At 28.9% G+C, this 19604-nt stretch carries 26 protein-coding genes; 2 read left to right on the forward strand and 24 right to left on the reverse strand.

The features are described from left to right. Window positions 1-233 precede the first annotated feature (233 nt). The 6 genes from pheA to ON24_RS04625 form a co-directional block, all read right to left on the reverse strand. Entirely contained in the window at window positions 234-1061 is an 828-nt protein-coding gene (gene pheA, locus ON24_RS04600) for a prephenate dehydratase (RefSeq protein WP_040682109.1), read from the reverse strand. A gap of 63 nt (window positions 1062-1124) precedes the next feature. After that, entirely contained in the window at window positions 1125-1949 is an 825-nt protein-coding gene (locus tag ON24_RS04605; protein WP_016359133.1) for a CBS domain-containing protein, read from the reverse strand. A 152-nt stretch (window positions 1950-2101) separates the two neighbouring features. Further along, window positions 2102-3046, reverse strand: coding sequence for a CBS domain-containing protein (locus ON24_RS04610; RefSeq protein WP_016359134.1), 945 nt, complete (start codon window positions 3044-3046; stop codon window positions 2102-2104). 719 nt (window positions 3047-3765) lie between these two features. Then, complete coding sequence (locus ON24_RS04615) at window positions 3766-4467, reverse strand: 7-carboxy-7-deazaguanine synthase QueE (protein ID WP_016359135.1); 702 nt, start codon at window positions 4465-4467, stop codon at window positions 3766-3768. Window positions 4468-4476: 9 nt separating this feature from the next. Beyond that, window positions 4477-4992 (reverse strand): 6-carboxytetrahydropterin synthase QueD, encoded by a 516-nt coding sequence (locus ON24_RS04620; RefSeq protein WP_016359136.1) that lies wholly within the window; start codon window positions 4990-4992, stop codon window positions 4477-4479. A 20-nt stretch (window positions 4993-5012) separates the two neighbouring features. Continuing rightward, window positions 5013-5612: a DUF366 family protein gene (locus ON24_RS04625; RefSeq protein ID WP_040682110.1), complete on the reverse strand. Its 600-nt coding sequence runs from the start codon at window positions 5610-5612 to the stop codon at window positions 5013-5015. A gap of 445 nt (window positions 5613-6057) precedes the next feature. Here ON24_RS04625 and ON24_RS04630 point away from each other — a divergent pair, with 445 nt between their 5' ends. Both ON24_RS04630 and ON24_RS04635 read left to right on the forward strand, forming a co-directional pair. Further along, window positions 6058-7134 (forward strand): DNA polymerase subunit beta, encoded by a 1077-nt coding sequence (locus tag ON24_RS04630; protein ID WP_040682111.1) that lies wholly within the window; start codon window positions 6058-6060, stop codon window positions 7132-7134. Window positions 7135-7706: 572 nt separating this feature from the next. Then, complete coding sequence (locus ON24_RS04635) at window positions 7707-8537, forward strand: CRISPR-associated protein Cas4 (protein WP_040682112.1); 831 nt, start codon at window positions 7707-7709, stop codon at window positions 8535-8537. Window positions 8538-8554: 17 nt separating this feature from the next. Here the strand turns inward: ON24_RS04635 and ON24_RS04640 are convergent, their stop codons facing one another. The 18 genes from ON24_RS04640 to ON24_RS09540 form a co-directional block, all read right to left on the reverse strand. Beyond that, the gene (locus ON24_RS04640) at window positions 8555-9217 is read right to left on the reverse strand and encodes a DUF5612 domain-containing protein (protein ID WP_016359140.1); all 663 of its coding nucleotides are present in this window, start codon (window positions 9215-9217) and stop codon (window positions 8555-8557) included. Window positions 9218-9301: 84 nt separating this feature from the next. Continuing rightward, the gene (locus ON24_RS04645; protein WP_016359141.1) at window positions 9302-9562 is read right to left on the reverse strand and encodes an energy-converting hydrogenase B subunit P; all 261 of its coding nucleotides are present in this window, start codon (window positions 9560-9562) and stop codon (window positions 9302-9304) included. Between the two features lie 13 nt (window positions 9563-9575). Continuing rightward, window positions 9576-10580: a respiratory chain complex I subunit 1 family protein gene (locus ON24_RS04650; RefSeq protein WP_016359142.1), complete on the reverse strand. Its 1005-nt coding sequence runs from the start codon at window positions 10578-10580 to the stop codon at window positions 9576-9578. Between the two features lie 15 nt (window positions 10581-10595). Then, window positions 10596-11729 carry a hydrogenase large subunit gene (locus ON24_RS04655; RefSeq protein ID WP_040682235.1) on the reverse strand — a complete coding sequence of 378 codons (1134 nt, stop codon included), beginning with the start codon at window positions 11727-11729 and terminating at the stop codon, window positions 10596-10598. A gap of 60 nt (window positions 11730-11789) precedes the next feature. Beyond that, complete coding sequence (locus ON24_RS04660; RefSeq protein WP_040682113.1) at window positions 11790-12236, reverse strand: NADH-quinone oxidoreductase subunit B family protein; 447 nt, start codon at window positions 12234-12236, stop codon at window positions 11790-11792. 42 nt (window positions 12237-12278) lie between these two features. After that, window positions 12279-12782, reverse strand: coding sequence for a 4Fe-4S binding protein (locus ON24_RS04665; RefSeq protein ID WP_016359145.1), 504 nt, complete (start codon window positions 12780-12782; stop codon window positions 12279-12281). Beyond that, on the reverse strand, window positions 12779-14188 hold the full coding sequence (locus ON24_RS04670; RefSeq protein WP_040682236.1) for a 4Fe-4S binding protein: 1410 nt from the start codon (window positions 14186-14188) through the stop codon (window positions 12779-12781). The genes ON24_RS04665 and ON24_RS04670 overlap by 4 nt, the downstream gene beginning before the upstream one ends. A 28-nt stretch (window positions 14189-14216) precedes the next feature. Beyond that, entirely contained in the window at window positions 14217-14465 is a 249-nt protein-coding gene (locus ON24_RS04675; protein WP_016359147.1) for a hypothetical protein, read from the reverse strand. Further along, window positions 14462-14953 (reverse strand): MnhB domain-containing protein, encoded by a 492-nt coding sequence (locus ON24_RS04680; protein WP_040682114.1) that lies wholly within the window; start codon window positions 14951-14953, stop codon window positions 14462-14464. Before ON24_RS04680 ends, ON24_RS04675 begins: the two co-directional genes overlap by 4 nt. Further along, window positions 14943-15227: an energy-converting hydrogenase B subunit H EhbH gene (locus ON24_RS04685; RefSeq protein WP_016359149.1), complete on the reverse strand. Its 285-nt coding sequence runs from the start codon at window positions 15225-15227 to the stop codon at window positions 14943-14945. Before ON24_RS04685 ends, ON24_RS04680 begins: the two co-directional genes overlap by 11 nt. Next, window positions 15227-15547: a hypothetical protein gene (locus ON24_RS04690; protein ID WP_016359150.1), complete on the reverse strand. Its 321-nt coding sequence runs from the start codon at window positions 15545-15547 to the stop codon at window positions 15227-15229. The genes ON24_RS04685 and ON24_RS04690 overlap by 1 nt, the downstream gene beginning before the upstream one ends. Beyond that, a complete protein-coding gene (gene ehbF / locus ON24_RS04695) occupies window positions 15544-17037 on the reverse strand; it encodes an energy conserving hydrogenase EhbF (protein ID WP_040682115.1) in 1494 nt (497 codons plus the stop codon). The genes ON24_RS04690 and ehbF overlap by 4 nt, the downstream gene beginning before the upstream one ends. Further along, on the reverse strand, window positions 17034-17423 hold the full coding sequence (locus ON24_RS04700) for a cation:proton antiporter subunit C (protein ID WP_016359152.1): 390 nt from the start codon (window positions 17421-17423) through the stop codon (window positions 17034-17036). The genes ehbF and ON24_RS04700 overlap by 4 nt, the downstream gene beginning before the upstream one ends. After that, window positions 17420-17668 (reverse strand): DUF4040 domain-containing protein, encoded by a 249-nt coding sequence (locus ON24_RS04705; protein WP_016359153.1) that lies wholly within the window; start codon window positions 17666-17668, stop codon window positions 17420-17422. Before ON24_RS04705 ends, ON24_RS04700 begins: the two co-directional genes overlap by 4 nt. Then, complete coding sequence (locus ON24_RS04710; RefSeq protein ID WP_040682116.1) at window positions 17661-17966, reverse strand: monovalent cation/H+ antiporter subunit G; 306 nt, start codon at window positions 17964-17966, stop codon at window positions 17661-17663. The genes ON24_RS04705 and ON24_RS04710 overlap by 8 nt, the downstream gene beginning before the upstream one ends. A gap of 3 nt (window positions 17967-17969) precedes the next feature. Next, window positions 17970-18230, reverse strand: a complete 261-nt coding sequence (locus tag ON24_RS04715) for an energy-converting hydrogenase B subunit B EhbB (protein WP_016359155.1) — start codon at window positions 18228-18230, stop codon at window positions 17970-17972. A gap of 40 nt (window positions 18231-18270) precedes the next feature. Continuing rightward, window positions 18271-18621 carry a monovalent cation/H+ antiporter subunit E gene (locus ON24_RS04720; RefSeq protein WP_016359156.1) on the reverse strand — a complete coding sequence of 117 codons (351 nt, stop codon included), beginning with the start codon at window positions 18619-18621 and terminating at the stop codon, window positions 18271-18273. Between the two features lie 200 nt (window positions 18622-18821). After that, entirely contained in the window at window positions 18822-19580 is a 759-nt protein-coding gene (locus tag ON24_RS09540) for a metal-dependent hydrolase (RefSeq protein ID WP_076621400.1), read from the reverse strand. Between the last annotated feature and the right edge of the window lie 24 nt (window positions 19581-19604).

A 19604-nucleotide genomic window follows, 5' to 3' on the forward strand; every position in this document is an offset into this window, starting at 1 on the left:
TATTTATTTATTATTTTTCATATAAAATTATTATGATTATATCTAGAAATTCCCCTTAAAAAATAGCTTTATTAAAAATTCAAAAATATTGAAAATTAAATAAAATCCCTAACAATTAAAAAAAAATAGAATAAAAAACATGGAGAATCCCATATACTTAAAAATTGACTAATATCACATTAATCTTTTAAAATTATAGAAAATTTATAGAATTAAATTTTTAAAACTGATTCCTATTGAATTAAATGATATGAACCTAATACTTTGAAAAAGGAAGTGTTTTCACCAATTAACTTTAGGATTTTACTTATATCCTTATCTTGCCTATGGCCTTCAAAATTAATAAAGAAGACATACTTGTTTAATCCCTGTTTAGAAGGTCTTGATTCTATTTTAGACAGGTTTATGGAAAACTCTGCAAAAATGCCTAAAATTCCATATAATCCACCAGGCCTATCATCATGTAATGAAAATACAATGCTCGTTTTATCATCACCTGTGGGTCTTGAATCATGTTTAGACAAGACTACAAACCTTGTTTCATTATTGTCTACATCCTGAATATTCTCATCCAGAATATTTAAACCATATAATTCTGCAGCCTTAACAGTACCAATTGAAGCTGAATTTTTAAAGTTTACAATATTTTTACATGCTGCAGCAGTACTTGACGTTGAATGAACCCTAAAAGAATTGTTCAAAATATAGTTATGACACTGTGCCAATGCTTGGGGATGGGAATAAACATCACTTATATCAGATAACTCAAGTCCCTTAGGAGCCATAAGATTATGATTAATAGGAAGAACAATTTCACCTTCAATCATCAGATCATATTCATGAACCAGTGCATCTAAAGTGACATTGACAGGACCTTCTATAGAGTTTTCAATTGGAACTACACCTTTAACACATTTAGATGTGATAACTGCATCCATCACATCATTAATGGTATCAAAATAGACAAGTTCCGTTGAGTCATCATATAATTTATCCTTTAAAATAGAAGCAGCCTGATGAGTAAAGGTACCTTCAGGTCCTAAAAAAGCAATATGGGAAATTTAAAAAACCTCCAAAAAAATAGTAAAAAAAGCTAAAATGAATTTTAGCTTTATAAAATAAAATTATTCACTTTCTATGTCTGCTACAAGAGCAAGTAAATCTGTTTGAGTAATGATTCCAACAACGTTGTTGTTTTCATCAGTTACAGGATATCCGTTAAATCCTGTTTCCTTCATTAAACCTGCAACTTCAGAAATACTTGCATCTTTAGAGATTCCGGAAACAGCAGTAGACATAATATCTTTTACATAAATATTTTTGATTTGTGTTTTTTGATATTTTTCAGGTGTTTTCTTTTTGAAATCCATGAGAGCCCTGATAATATCTTTAGAAGTGATAATTCCAACAAGACCATTATCCTCATCGGTAACAAGTAATCTACCAATTTTATTATCAATGATAGTACGTCTTGCATGAACTAATCTGTCCTCTGTAGAAACTGTAATAACATCCTCGGTCATAACATCTTCAACTTTAACTTTATCATAAGCCCTACCAGTACATAAATCTACAAAGTCAGCTTTTGAAACAATTCCAACCATAACATCATTGGATTCGATTGGTACAGAACCAATTCCATTATCCAACATGATGTTTGCAACATCAGCCAAATTCATTGATTCATCTACTGCTACAACGTCTTTAACCATAACAGAGGATATATGTAATTTAGCAGGAGTTAAATTGTTGGTTTTTGAAGATCCTAATTTTTTTGCAATATCCCTTTCTGATACAATACCTACTAATTCCCTTTCATTATCCTGATTAGTATTGATTACAGGTAATCTGGAAATATTGTTTTTTCTAAGTAATTTTAAACCATCTAAGATATTTTGATCCTTATCGATAGTTACTAAATCCTCAGACATAATGTTTCTAATTTGCATAAATATACCTCCTAGGGATTATTAGTAAAATTACCAATAAAATAGCAAATCTATAAGCTAAAACCATATTGAAGGAGCTATTCTATTAATAATTAAACTAGAAATATAATTAAAAAAACTTATTAATTTAATGATTCATAGACATATTAAATCTAACTATCATTAATAGCTTTAAGAATATCTCTTTCAGTGATAATTCCAAGAACTTTATCGTTTTTAACTACTGGAACTCCACCAATATTCTTCTCTTTTAATAATTCAGAGAAATCTCCAAGTCTAGTTAATGGTTCAACAGTTCTTGCACCTTTAGACATAACCTCAGAAATTTTAAGATCTCCTAATAATTCCTCTGCACTGTTAGTCTTCATTTGAGAGAAGAATTTTTTATCAATGAAGTATCTTAAAATATCAGTTGATGTAACAATTCCAACAAGTTTTTCTGGAGTATGTTCTGGAATATTCTCATCTTCACTTACGATTGGTAATCTCCTGAAACTGTTTCTTACCATAAATTTGGTTACATAGTCAAAGGAAGTACCTGGGGTAATAGTGATTACATCAGTAGTCATGTAATCTTGAACTAATTGATCAGTTAATACGCCAGCTAGAGATAAAGCGAAATCTCTTTCTGTAACAATACCAACTAATTTGTCTTCTTTATCTACAATTGGCATTGCACCAACATGATTATCAACCATGACTTTAACAGATTCACGAATAGTAGATTTATGATTCATAGTGATTACACCACGAGTCATGATTTCCTTAATTGGTTCGTTGATTGCTGAAAGATAATTATCATTACATTTGTATTTTATGATATTGTATTTATCTCCACCACCTAAGAAATTAATAATATCCATACAGGTTACAATACCTAAAAGTTTTCCAGAACCAGGGTCTGTAACAGGAATCCTCCTGAATTCATTATCTATCATTAATTGAGCAGTGTCTTTAATGGTTGTAGTAGGAGGTACAGTAATAACATCTTTACTTGCTAAACTCATTAAATCCCCGTCATGCTCAGATAGTTTAGTTTCACGTTCAACAGATCCTTTATTTCTGGATTTTAAATTTTTAGTGTTAATATCTTTCATAGAACACACCTCTCTTTTTAATTAAAAATTGAAAAAGATAATTACTCTCAAAATTATTAACAATTACTTAAACCAAATAAGACAAAATAGAATAATTTATATTAAAAAATGTCAAACAGTAGAAGAATTATTAATAAAATTAGAAGTAATTTTCTAAAATTAACTAATATTTTATTCTATAAAAAATAGTTAAAATCTTTTTTTAAATCACCTTTTTTTCAATCATATAAATATTACATATTTAATAATAATAATGTTTTCTATATGATTTTTTTAAAAATAGATTTTATAAGAAAGTTATAAAAAACTTGGACATAATTTTAAAAAAAAATTTAAATTTTAATATAAACTATTTAAAAGAAGTTTTAATAAAATCCAATTTAAGGAAAGAGATTAAATCTAAGTTTTACATTTTAAGTATTTTCAAATCTAAAATTGGATTTCAGGAAAATCTCAATTATAAAAATAGCTATATTAAAAGTATTTCAAAAATAAAAAAGATAATAATCCAATCCAAAAACCATAAAAAATAAGAATGAATGGTTTAAATAAAAAAGATAATAATCCAATCCAGAAACCATAAAAAATAAAAACAAAATCATCAAGTTCTTAAAACTAGAAAATATGAAATAGAGTTTATTCAATTTCAAAACAGATAAAAATAAAAAAAATAGAAATTACCGAATTCTAAAAACTGATAAAAATATAAGATAAAAGAATTATTCAATTTCCAAGAATTTATGTAACTGGGGAATTGTTAAAACATCCATATATTTACCAATAGCCTGTGAAAATTTAAAAAGCAAATCCTTACTATTTTTCCACCTGCTAATTGGACTAACTGGTTGTATAACAACAGAAACCAAATCCTTATCATTAATTTCATTACTCATTCTTGAGGCTAAGTTTTCAACATAGTCTAGACCAGACTCTGGAAAAAGAACAATTTTACAATATACCTTAATTGAATTTTCCAGTAGAATATTTACTGATTCTATTTCCCTATCAAATATTTTATTGTTATAATCACCGTCAAAGTGTTCTGGTAATTTAATATCCAATGACACATAATCCAGATTATCTAGTTTTTTAATTTCATTAGGAAAGGTACCATTAGTTTCAAGAAAACTGGGAGTATCAATTCTATCAATGACTTTTCTTATAAAGTCTGCATATAAGAGAGGTTCCCCACCAGTGAAGGATATGGAATGTAAGTCCTCTGTTTTAAGACTGTTGATTCTATCTACCACATAATCTACTGATTTAAGTTCCCCGTTTTTAACAGATTTGGAATCTTCAGTATCGCAGTAATTACAATCCAAATTACATCCTGCAAATCTGACAAATATCTGCCTTCTACCTACTAAAAGACCTTCACCCTGAATAGATGAAAATATTTCAACAATTGGTGCTTCTAACATATTAAACCCTTAATCTAAAATTTTAGTAAACATAGCCCCTTGACCAATACCCTCATTTACACATGCGGAAATAGAGTGTATGTTTTTATTATCTTTAAGAGCCTCACTTAATTTATTTACGAAGTATTCGGATAAAGCTTCTGCTGAGGTATATTTTAAGGGAAGAAGAACACAGTCTTCTTTTGGGATAGTATATCCCTTTTTACCAATTTTAAATTGTACGCTACCATATTTATCAAAGCTTTCAATAGAGATATTGTCATTGTCAATTCCATTGAAATCCATGACCCCATTATAGATTGGAATTAACAACCTGTGATCCAAACTATCACATAATCCTTTTACAATTGGCTTTACCTGTTTAAAATCCACAACAAAATCATATTCTCCGGCCTTTTCACCCTCAATTTCAATATCAACAAAATAGGAATGTCCATGAATAAATCCACAGGTTTCATGACCTGGAATTATATGAGCTGCAGAGAATCTCAAATTAGCATTAATACCATTAATAATTATTTTCATCAAATACACCTTCTAAAAATTTAAAAATCCAATAGTTTAGTTTTACTTATATCCAATTCAATTGTTTCTAGTTCATCAATATATGCATCTAAAACATCATTCATAAAATCGAGAATATTGTCATCATCAAAGATATAGTTACCCTCTGAATCTTTAATGTCAAATAATCCTATTGTGTCAACATCATCAGGGGTTCCGCTATCATGAATATTTAATGCGAAATGGATTTTCATTGAACTGAGTGTTGCTGATGCAATACATACACTAAGTTTTCTGGAATCTATATAAATATCATCCCCATCACGGTGGGCAACTACACCTTTTCCAGCTAGTTTTTCATTAAATATTAAGATTAAAAGCCTTTGACGCAAGTAGGCAATTCTCATGTTAGCAGGCTGACAATCAAAAAACTCAGTCATGGTATGAAACATCTCATCGGATTTGATTTCATTACCCACATCTGCAAAATCCTTAATATTATCAGGACGAATATTCATAGGTCCTCTCCAGGATATAATTGAGGAACCTCTAATATCAAACTCTCTAAAAGCCCATAATGGATTTATTTGACTTCCATCATAAGCAAATTTCTTATCAATGTGTTTATGTATAATTGACATGTGATTTCTCCTATAAAAATCAATAATTAAAAATCTTTTATTAAGTAATTATATTATGTTTTTTCAAATTAAAATAAATTAATCTTTCAATTTAAAAAAAAATATTGTAAAAGTTTAAAATACCACCAACAAAATAAGCAATGAAAGGAAAGCTAGAACTATAATAAATATAGACATGTTTAAAGAGATAATTTAAAAAAATAATGAGCTTTAAATAATTAACTATAAAAACACCCCAAATTATAAAGGATTTTTATAAAACAACACTAATGGTTTATTTTAAATATTTAACTTGGAAATTTAATCCAACCAGGTTTTAAAATTAAAAAGACACAAATCAAAAAATCTATTAAGAAAAATAAGAATAAATAATAAATAATAAAAATAAATGTTTAATATAATATAGTTGTTTTTTTAAAAACAAGAATTTAAATAAGTGATTTTAATGATAGAAGTAAGAACTAGAGATTTTATACATACAAAAGACGATTTATACTTTGCATCAACTAATTATCTACATCCCAACAATAGAATCATTTCATTTTTAAGATACATCCCTAATCCAAATGGAGATAGGGAGAAAAACGGTAAGAAATATTCAAAAGTAAACTCAAAAGAGGCATTTGATTATTTAAAAGAAAACCATCCGGATTACCTATATTTCTCAGAAGTTGCTAACGTTCCAATGATGGGAGTACCAATAGACAAAGTAGATAAAATCATTAGACCAGAGGATAGACTTAAAGAGATTAGAGAAGGTAAAGACAAGAAAGTTACCAAGGAAACAAGGGAAAAGCTAATTGACTTATCTGATTTCTTCCACTATATTGCAGGTATCGATTATGAAAACTTAGGTATTTCCGGATCCACCTGTCCAGGACTTCAAAAGGCCGAAAGCTCAGATTTAGACTTTGTTGTTTATGGTTTGGAAAATCATAGAAAAGCAGTTAATACATTTAAAAAATACCATGATCAGGAAGTGGAAGTAGGGGAAGGAGAATCTAAAAGAAAAATAGTTCTTAATCCTATTCAAAATGAGTTTTGGGAAAGGTTATACCATAAGAGAATTAAAGATGACAGTTTAACTAAAGAGGAATTTTGCTGGTATGAATCAAGAAAGTTCAATAGGGGAGTAATCAGAAATACATTATTTGATATTCTATGTACTAGAAACCTTGATGAGGTTGAGGGAAAATATGGTGATACAAGATATGAACCTCAAGGCATTGCAGAAATAGAATGTACCATTACTAACTCAATCCAGGCAATGGATAATCCGGCAGTATATGAAATTACCGATGTAAAACTTTTAGACGGCGTAGATGTAGAGATAACAGGACTTGCATCATTTACACATACCTATGCAGGAGAGGTCATGGAAGGTGAAAGAGCTGTTGCAAGAGGAAAAGTTGAAAAAGTAATTACTGAAGGTAAAAAACCATGGTATAGAATTCTAGTAGGTTCAACAAGGGAATCTATTGGAGAATATATAAAACTAAAAGATAGTCCTGTAGATGGATAAACACTATTAAAGCAATATACAATATTAAAACAAAATAATTACAAGATTCATTGATTAAATCCCTATTATTATCAATAATTATTGTAATTATCAATCCTATTTTTAAAATAATCAAATAAAAATTCTTTAGGAAAATGCTATTTTTACTATAAACTATAAAAATCAATTTTAACCAAAACAAAACCTACCATCTAATATTAAACTATAAAAACCAATATTTAAAAATTAAATAAAATCACTTTTTAATAGCCATAACCATTATGAATTTTCATAAAAAGGCATAATACCACGTTTTAAACTCTATTTTTTTAAAAATCTAAAATTGAATTCAGCCACAGTATTTTTATTAAAAGAAACTTTTTAAATATTTCAACTATTTAAAATGAAAAAATATCTAGAGATTAAAATATTTTTAAAAATAAAAAAAATCTTTAAAACTAAAATAAATACCATATATTAAATTATTCTATAAATTAAAAGTTTACAATCACTATTTACTTCCATATTTAAATATTATTAGTTTTATAGAATAAAACAAGAATTATAATATTTAAATACTGAAAAGTGATAAAATGATTAGTTTAAAAAAGATTAAAACCTATATGTACTGTCCATTAAAATTATACTATGAGGATAACATACATGAAAATGAGATTAAAAACGAAAGATACGAAGCTGGAAAAAGAATAAAAGAGATTAGACTTGATATTCAAGATTTAATTCAAAGAAATCTAAAAAGATTAAATAGGAACATGGATTTAAAAAGAATCGAACAAGAATTAAGTAAAAATATAAATTATTATATAAACAATCAATTAAACGAAATTTATGATCCCGAGAAATATGACATTGAGGATATTGAAAAATATAAAAATGATTTAATGCAGGAATCCAAATATAACATTCGACTATTAAGTTTAAAATCAAAAAGATTAATGGATTTAACCAATGAAAACGGCCATAACATCACCGAAAGACTATTTCCAACAGCAATGTATAATTATATCCTAAGAGATCCAGAGCTAGAAATTACAGGGATAGCTGAAAAAATAGAAATTATACAGGGAAAATACTACCCGATAATTTTTAAAACATCAATTCCACCTATAAAAGGTGTTTGGGATAGTGATGCCATTGAACTTGCATTTACCTCCATACTTATAGAAGAGGAGTTTGAAACAGAGGTTTATGTAGGGTTTGTAGATTATGTAAATATCGGAGAGCGAAGACCTGTGGTGATTGATGCAAACCTAAGAAAAAGTTTATTTAGAAAAATAGATTATGTAAGAACCATTCTTTATAATAAAGAAATTCCAACAGCAAAATATGATTTAAACAAATGTAAAAACTGTGAATTCAAAGACATTTGCTTGGACGATTATGAAAATCCAATAGAAATATAAAAAAAAATTAATAGTGATTAAAATCTTCTTTTATTTTCAGGTAATTTACGGTAATCAAATACGGCAGTATCTGCTACTTGCATTACAGCCATAACACCTGCCTGAATAGGATCAGTTACAACCAAATCAGAAACCTCAGCTACGCCACCAGGCATGTTTAAACTGAAAACAATTAGATCATTGAATTTTTTAAGCTTCTTTATCTCCTCGACTATTTTTCCACCCATTAAAGAACCAGCAAGAACTAATACCTTAACTCTAGGAGTCCTGCTTAAGATATTAACCGCCTCAGCAATGGCATCCTCACCTACAACAGGTAATGTATCTACACTTATTCTCTCACCACGGATATTATGTCTGTCTGCCTCTGTGATTGCACCTAATGCTACTTGTGATACTTGTGCTCCTCCACCATAGATAAGTATGCGTTTTCCAAATATGTCATTTGCAGAACGGTGAATATTCACAGATAAAACTGAATCCAAGGTATTTAATTTTTCTATTAAAGATGTAATATTGTTAACATCTTCCAATTCTAAGTTTACAAAAGCAATATCCTTTTTATCAATAAATAAATTTACAAAAGAAATGTTAATATCAAATGAAGATATGATATCTGTTATTTGAACTAATACCCCTTTCTTTTCCTTTGTTTTAATTGTTATTGCATAACTATTCATAATACCACTTAATTATTAATTAATAATTTGAATATAATAGTATAAAAATTTAAAAAAAGATAATAATTAAAAATTGAAAAAAGGTCATAATTTGGATTTTATCTCATCAAGTTCTGCGTGAGCTTTCTTATACATCATAAGAAAATTATCCTCCTCCCTTACAGGAATAATATCCAAATCTAATTTTCTGTGTTCTTCTATCCAACTTTCATCAAATACAGGAATTTCAATCTTAATAGGTTCAGATGTTTTATTAACTACAATAATGTTTCTATATGGAAAATCCCATTCAACAATATAACCACCCAAACTAATTATATGATATGGTCTAACAATAAATTTCAAATAAATCACCTTTCTAAATTAAAATTCCTATAACTATTGCAAGTACACCTAATAAAGTAGAAGCGATTACAACTGGATAAAATTGTTTGTTTGTGAATATAGGTGTAAAAGCATTTAAAATACCAATGAATAATGTGAATATTAATGCAACAACAACAAATACAATAAAATTCCAGGATAATAGATCAAGAGGGATTCCTAAAAACAATATTGTAAATAATGCAGATAATGTAAACATTAATAATCCTTTAGATAAATAGATTACAGAACGATAACCAGCAATATATTCCATATAGGGTCCTTGAATAACATCGGCTTCAGCCTCTATTATATTAAATGGAGATTCGTTTAATACTATCACTGATCCTATAAAAAATACAATTGCAGCCAATATACCCTGTGTTGTAAATAATAAAGGACCATTTGCCATTTGATATTTAATAATATCGGACAAATATAAACTTTTAGCTGAAACAACTGGAACGAATAATGCTAAATATAAAGGAAAGGAACCATAAGTAATCATCCTAAGAGATCTTTTGGAACTAATATCCTCCAAATGAGATCTAACAATACCAGAAGTGTGAGCTGCACCCTTAACTATATCTGGAAATTTTAAAGATAGAGACATTACTGATTTAGATAAAGATCCCATTAACACATAAGACACTTCTTCTACTTTCAACAATCCAACAATTGCAATGATACTTGCAAGTAGGTATGCAGGATACATTTGAGGAGTTAAAAATAATAAAATCAACAATACTGCTAGAAAACTAACTATAGGTAATGCTTTATATAAACCTGGAGCAGGAGAATTTGGCCTTAGATTTTCCTTAAAAGAAAATTTTATAGGAGCCATTATCCCCGGCGCAGTAACAATAGGTCCAATACGTTGTTGAATTCTAGCTTGAACATATTTTCTTTCAATACCTGGTAGGAATGTTCCAATTATAAAACATATTATCAAAGTAATAATTGCACCTATAATTGAATACAAAATTGTAATATCTGCCATGTTTTCCCTCTAATTTTATAATTCAATGATTTCAAATGTTCTATCGGTACATGTAAAGCAAGGGTCACATTGAACAATACATAATTGACCGTCGGTTATTTGATTTCCAATAGCCGCATATTGCATTGCACCAATATTGGTCATGGATGGAGTTCTAATTATAGAGCTTCTAACCCTTCCATCTTCAATAGCATAAGAATCATATAAAATTCCACGTGGAACCTCAAGATAATGTTTAAGTGCTTTACAATCATACATTTCCCAATTACGATTTGTAATTGGACCGCTTGGAAGATTTCTTACAGCTTGTCTAATGATTTTAATAGATTCAAAACATTCTAAAACTCTGAGTAAAAGGTTAGATTTAACGTCACAACCATCCAATACAGCAACATTAAAATCAAAATCATCATATTCTTCCATTTCTGTTCTTAAATCATATTCAAAACCACAAGCACGTAAAGAAGGACCTGTAACCCCTAATTTTTTAGCTTGTTTAGGAGGTAAAATACCAATACCTTCAATTCTTGAGTTTACAATTGGATCTGACGTGAATCTATCAGTAAATTTAGTCAAGTCTTTTTCTAATTTGTCCATTCCCTCATTTAACCTTTGAATCCTCATATCATCTAACTGGCATCTTGGCCTTACTCCACCAATTACAGAAACTCCATATTGAACCCTGTTACCACCAATCATATTAAGTAATTCCATTACAGTTTCCCTGATATAAAATATTCTCATGGCAAAAGTTTCATGACCTAAAACTTCATTACCATGTGCTAAATAAAGTAAATGACTATGTAATCTCTCAAGTTCACCCATAATAACCCTAATATAATTTGCCCTTTCAGGAACATCGATGTTTAAACCTTTCTCAGCAACCATGACAGAATTCCAGGTATGAGAATTAGAACAAATACCACAGATTTTTTCAGTTAATGCATTTGCTTTTTCTACAGGAAGCCCTTCCATAATTCTTTCCACACCTCTATGGTTAACCCCTATAGTTATTTCCGCCTCTTGAATAATCTCGTCTTGAACAAAAAAACGAACTCTGTAAGGCTCTAAAGCAGCAGGATGAACAGTACCCATTGAAATTTCAGTCTCAATAAGTTCTCCCTGTGATTTAGGTATTTTTTCTTCAATCATTTTAAACTCCCAATAATAATTTTTGAATAATAATCAATTGATAAATATAATAATAATTTAATCTGCATCTAACAATTTAGGTAAAACAGATACAACTCCAGCCAGAAGATCCTGAGGTCTGACTGCACATCCTGGAACCTTTGCATCTACCGGAATTACATTATCGACAGGACCCATAATCTCTTCTGAAGGAATATCTCCATGAATATTTTTATAGACACCACCCATTAAAGCACAAGATCCTGCAGCTACAACTATCTTAGGTTCTGGTATTGCATCATATATCCTAAGCAAGGGTGCTTTATTTTGATAAGTTACAGGGCCAGTTACTACTAAAATATCCGCTTCACGAGGATTCCATGTTAAAAAAATATTATATTGTTCTATATCTATCTTCGGTGAAAGTACTGAATTTACTATTTCTATATCACATCCATTACATCCACCAGTATAAACTAACATAATATGAATAGCTTTTGACCTTGAATAAGATTTAAGACTCATAACATCCTCCTACCATAATTATGAATAATAAGTTAATAATAATTATTTAGAATTCTTTGATTTATTCTCCTGATTCTTAATAATAGTTTTATCTGATAAATACTGAGAAATAAACTCAAGTTTATCCTGAGGTATTCTAAATGGTTTCTCAATTAATTCCTTTGTATCAATAGTAATATCTCCAACGGCATTTGGATGAACTGTTGCCTGCTCACCAAATAAGGAGTATATTGGACAGAAATCATGACACCAATAACATACAACACATTTATTACTATCAAATACAGGAACTTCAGTTTTAGCCCAACCATCAACTAACCATTCTGCTTGATCCAATCGTTTCATAGTTATGGCACCGGTTGGACAGACATTAGCACAACCACCACAACCAATACAAGCATCGGTATCAACTTTCTTTTCAGGTTTAACATTACCATTTAAGACATCATTTCTTAAATCCATATCAGTAACTCTATCTGAAGCAAAAAAAATCCTCTTAAAGTTAGAATAAATACCTTCTAATGTGATTCTAATTAGACTTTTCATTTTGAACACCTGATAGTTTGATTTTTATTTACAAATGTCCTATCAAATATAAATGCATTTGAAGGGCAGATATTCTTGCATGCTCCACAGTAAATACATTTATCCTGATTAACTGTAAGACTGTCTCCATTATCAATGATTGCATCTTCAGGACAAATATTATAACATAATTTACAATTAATACAGAAGTTTTGATCTATCTTATTAAATCCATCAATAATGACCTTTTTAGATAATGTAGATTTTTTAATCGCATCTACAGGACAATAAATTGCACATCTTTCACAGAGTATACAATCATCAAGATTTACTTCAATTCCCTCTTTTTTAAGAATTATAGCATCTTCAGGACATACCTCTACACAAGTTCCACAGTTAATACATGTATCATTTGCCTTACCGTCCCATTTAACAAAATCATATACACGTGCATTCTGCTCACAGACAGACACACAATTACTACACAAAGTACAATATCCCTCAAGATAGGAATCCTTTTCAATATTGTTTATAACAATTCCATTACTATTAATATGTAAAGTAGAAACAGGACAATATTCAATAGACTTATTAAAATTATTTAATGTATCAAAGTCTTTTGAAATATCATACCTTAACTTACCGTCAACAATAACTAATGAATCAGTTTCTGATATATCTTCACATAATCCGCAATTTAAACAGGAGATAATGCTACCATTATTTTCCTGTTGTAACTTGTTAACGGAAATTTTAAAGTCATCAAGAATTATGGCATCATTAGGACAGTTTTTAAGACAGTTTAAACATAATGAACAGGTATCATAGTTAACTATGCCATTTTTAATAGACTGAGTTGGACATACATCGGCACAGATATTACACTGGTTACATAATCCCCTAGCTTTATCTACTGTTAGACGAATAGCATTTGTAGGACAGTAATATTCACATCTTCCGCATAAAATACAATCATCCAAATTAGTATTTACACATAATCTAGTTTTTGATTCAGTAGCAGGACGAGTATGAGTTTCATATCTAGGAAGAGCCGCATCCAATGATTTTAAATAACTTATCTGTTTATCCTTAATTAAATCAAAACCATCTACCCTATTATTGTTTGGACAAATATCAGTACAAACACCACAACGTGCACAGATTCCTTTTACAACTCCATCTTCATCAATTTTAATATTATTTATAGGACAATTAAATTTACAAACACCACATCCATTACATTTTGCCCTATCGACTCCATAACCACCATATTTATTTTTATAAATAGCATGGTTAGGACAAGCACGATAACAAGCACCACAAGTAATACAACTAAAAGCTCTACCATTTATTAATCGTATAGCTTCAGTAGGACACTGTTTGACACATTCTCCCAAACCTTCACAATTATTTGTAGATAAAAACATAATATTAACTTCCATAAACTAAGAATTTTTAATTTGTATTCTTTTTCCTTCCAAATATCAATTTTGATAAAACTAAAGCTATAGCGGCAGCTATAAATCCAGTTGAAAATGAAAAATCAGTATAATATGGGAATGCTCCTTCCAAACACCCAACTAATACCAATATTATAAACATTACAATAAGTGAAGAATTTGTAAAGTATTCAGTATACCTTAGTCTAGATCCTATTACAAATCCAAATACTAAACCAAAAATTATTGGACCTAAATTTATCATTCTTCTTCCTCCTTTTCCTCACTTAAAGATTTAAAACCTAAAAATACAATTACAATAGCGGTTAAACCAACAAATACCTTTAAACCTACCAATATATTGAAATAAGGTACAATTCCCGCATTTGTAACATCAGGATAATGGAATATGTTTACAATATTTGAGGGTACAATTGAATAGAAATCAGTACCTACATTGTATAGAAATGAACCTCCGAAATATAAACCAATAAGCCCAAGTACGATATAACCTAAAGCACCTATTGATTCAAAGGCAGTGATAAAATTCTCTGAAAGATTTATTGGAGAATCATCTAAACCAAATACCAATAAACAAAGGATAATTCCTCCAGCAATCATCGCTCCACCTTGGAATCCTCCTCCAGGAGTAATATGACCACCTAATATTGTCAATATTCCTGCACAGATAAAAATCAATGAGGCAGGCAAAGCAAACATTTTAAGAATAGGACTGGTTTTTTTATTTGTCATCTTTACCCTCCTTAAGTCTTCCTTTACCAAATACTAAAAGAACAACCACAACTGCACATACCAATATTAAGGATTCACCTAATGTATCATAACCTCTCCAATCAAAAACAATTAAAGTAACCATATTAGGTTCTATTTGGGTTCCAAGGAAATTATAAACCTGACTAATTCCAGGTTGTATAACAGCTTTAATGTTATAAAATACATCCAATAATGAAATTGAAAATAATAGGGCTGCTACAGAAGCTACAATATTTCTAATAGAGTTTGACATTATATACCACCCCAATAAATTACACTTACAATAATTCCTAAAGCAATAATACAATAAAACATCATTTTATCCATTGAATCATCTTGCTCAGAGAATAATTTAATACTAATTGGTAGATTAGTAAAGATTAACACTATAAGTATTAAGATTATTATAGCAGTTAAAATCACACTAATATGTCTAAGTAACAATGCAGATAATAATACTGATGAGATCAGAATCAATTCTGCAGCTATAGCACCTGAAACATTCTCATTATTTAAATGATTATTAGAGAATTTATCTTTTAATGAATTTATGAAATCTTCATAAAAACTCATAGTAACCCTCCTATAAGTTCAGCAATAGGATTAGTAACTAATCCCGGATATAAACCTAAAACAATACAGAATATAAGTAACACTGCAACTGCAAACACCATAGATCTTGGAATTGTTTCATGTACAAATTCTAAATCAGTAGGTTGAGGTTTTAAATATATTGAATAGAAAGCCTTAACAAATACAAAGAACGTTGCAATACTTACAAGTATAGCTATTACAGAAATCTCAGGAAAACCTGAATTTAAAGCTGCTTCAATAATCATAAACTTACTTCTAAAACCATTAAATGGAGGTACTCCTGCCATTGCAAAACCACCAAGTAATACCATAATCGCCATTGATTCATTTTTAGAAATTAATCCCCCTAACTTTCTAGTATTAGAAGTGTTAGTTAAATAAACTACTGCGCCTAATCCTATGAATAATAATGCAGTTACGATTAATTCATTAATACCTTGGAACAGACCTGCAGTAATTGAAAATCTAGAACCTAATCCAAATCCTAAACCGACAAAACCCAATTCACCAACTGATAGATATGCTATCATTCTTCTAAAATCTGTTTGCATAACAGCCATTGAAACTCCTAAAACCATTGCCATAATGGAAATTAAAAGTACTGCCCCTTTAAATAGATTTAATTTTCCAAATATTCTAAACATTACAACTGCAAATGCAACTAAAGTTAATAAACTCATACCTTGAAGTACAGAGGCTGCATAAGGCTCAGCTTTACTGTAGATTGATGATTTTATTACATGGAATGGTGGAAAACCTGATGCATAAAGCCATCCAAAGAAAATTAATCCAAATGAGAATAATACTATAGGTCTTGTTTGTGGTGAGCGTATTAAACTAGTGTTAACAATATTTACAATATCAGTTATATTAACACTTCCAGCAATTGCAAGCAATATAGCAATTCCTAAGAGTAATATAGGACCTCCAATAGAACCAATTATCATGTATTTTAAAGCTGTTTCATAATTATCCTCTGCTTTTGAGGCAATAATAATACCTGTTTGGATTAATGCTGCTATCTCAAAAAATACATACATGTTAAATAGATCATCAGACATCATCATTGCGGATACTGAAGCAGTACCCATAAATACTAGGAATAAAAATGGTCCTGATGCCCTCTTCTCAGAATTTAAATATGCAAATATTGATAAGAAAACCACAATTCCCATCATGAATATAAAAACCTTTGAAAGGGAAGTGAAGTTATATGTAATTGCAGGATGTAGATTATATAATCCTGTTGAGCTTATATAACTTGGTAAACCACTTATATTACTTAATGATAAAGGTTGATGACCACCGAAATAATGTAATCCATAGCCTGTAATTAAAGTTAGAATTGGTAAAATAATTCCTACAATAAAAGCAATAACCTTTATCGTCCTATTGTTTTTTCCAAAGAGATTTAAAAGTAATGCTGCAATAATTGGAATAATTACAATCAAAGGGATCATTGCATTCATTCTTCATCACCCATATCAGTTTTATGATTTAAAATTTTACTAGTACTTAGACTACCATATTTTTTATAGAGAACCATAGCAAGTGCTAACATAACTGCTAAAGTACTAGCACCAATAACAATACTAGTTAATACTAAAGCCTGAGGTAATGGATATGCGGAATTTAAAGCAAACCAATTTGAATCCATACCAGGCAGGAAAATAGGAACAACTCCTCCTTCCTTGTAACCTAAACAAATTATAAAAAGATTTACACCTTCTTCAATGAAGGAAAGACCTACAATCTTTTTAATTAAATTATCAATCAATATTGCTGCAAAAAGTCCAATAATGATTAAAGCTCCCGCAGTTAATAAAGCTAATAATTGTGTGTCCACTCCAATCATTCATCATCAACCCTTTTAGTTTTTTTAACAGCTAAAGCCAAGAATACTGGAATAATTGCCCCTCCAACAATAGCTTGAGTTAAAGCTACATCTGGAGCCAATAATATTTGATATAAGAAAGCGATTCCTACACCTGAAACACCAGTTAAAATCGCCACTTTCAATAAATCTGTTTGAACCAAAGCTAAAACAGATGCTACCAAAGTAGTAATGATTACTAATATTATTATTATAAGCTCAAACATGTTCATTATCCTCATTTTTGTTATTAATTTTATCTTCACTGTTATAATAAGCATTAGCAATTGCATGAGAAACAAATGGAGCAACTAAGAAATATAATAAAGCTAATAATAATTGATTTAAACCTAAAAATGCAATGATACAAGCTATGTCCAATACACCGAAAATATGTAATCTAGCATAGTCAACATTTTTCATATCATCATTACTTAATCTGACAATACCAATGGCAGCAATAACAACCAAAATAGCTGCAATTAATAGAAGAATAGCTTGAATACACTGAATAATAAAAGACATTTTCTAAGTCCTCCCTGCTACAACTGCATAACCTATAGTACCAACAACCCCTAAGAATATAATTGCTAAAGATATATCTTTACAGAAATTAATTGAAAATATATCACCTACAATAACAAGAATAACTCCAGTACATAATGCAAAAGCAGAACATCCAATTAAAGTATCTGAAATACTCCTTCTTGCAGTTAATCTAAGAGCAACTAACATCATAAATAAGAGTGCTGCAATTAAAATATATTCTGAAATTAGTAGTATATTCATCAATATCACACATAAAATAATAATTCTATAAAAAAAGACATTATTCTAACATTTCCTTAATATATGGCTCAAAAGGAATAACATCTTTAACATCTCTTGGAGCTATAATCGCTACTTTAATTATTTGACTTTCAGGATCTAAATCTACTGATAAGGTACCTGGAGTTAATGAAATACTATTCGCTAAAATTGTTTGAGAAACAGTCCTTTCTAATTCCGTGTGAATATCAATTACAACTGGATCTATATCTTTGTTAAACACTCTTTTAGATACATCACAGGTAGCTTTTATAATTTCATAAATTAAATCCAAGAAATAAAGTATCCCGTAATAAACTCTTCTTAAAAACATGAAAAAAGCCCCAACTTTTAATAAATAAAATCTTTTCATGAAGATTATTAAACCACTCTTTTTGAAAATCTCATGAATACATTAAAATATATCATGATTATTTATTATAAATCTTTTCATTTAATTATCAATATAAAATCTAAAAATTTTAAATGAAATCAAAAAATATTAAAAAATATGTTAAAAATTAAAATTTTAATAAAAATAAACTAAAAAATAGAAAATAAAATAAAAAATGTTCAGAACATGAGATTATGAAATTTTATAATAAATAATGACAAATCAATTTTAAATAAAAAACTTATAAGAGGTAATAAAAAACCATTGTAAATTAATATTGCCAACATCATTATGATTATCAAAGAAACAATACCGAATTTTTTATAGAATTTTCTTCCAGATAAAGGATATAGAACCTTAACACCTGAAGATGTGAATGAATCCAATATTATATGAGAAAATAAACCTATAACTATTGAAAATAAAAGGATATAATCATTTAAATAAATATTGGGAAATAGATAAAATAATCCTGAGAAAATCAAAATAGACGGTAAGACCAATCTGTGATTTAGGGAAAATATACTTAGCAATATTATAAAAACCAATATAGACAAGTAATAAGAGTATTGATAATTCCCAAATAAACCTAAAGACAATAGGATATTTGAGCCTAATTTTATTATTGAAAATATCAAAAAGCCCAAAATTACAATACCCAATAGGGAATGAGTAAAACCTCTATGTGAAGAAAAATAAAAGATTAAACCTAGAATACATAATAAAATCCCCAAGTAATAAGGTAGTTTAAGAATATACAATACAATGAAAATTAAAAGACCTGCGATAATCAATTTATAAACATTATCTTTTCTGAATTTATGATCATTATCTGGAATATTTGAGCTAACTAAAGAGAGATAGATAGCCAAAGGATTTTGAAAAAACAATGATCCTAAAACAAGACCAAACAAACTATGTAATTTATAAGAAGACATAAAATAACCAAAATACAATTAACT

It is taken from the genome of Methanobrevibacter boviskoreani JH1, from assembly GCF_000320505.1.
GTDB lineage: Archaea > Methanobacteriota > Methanobacteria > Methanobacteriales > Methanobacteriaceae > Methanarmilla > Methanarmilla boviskoreani.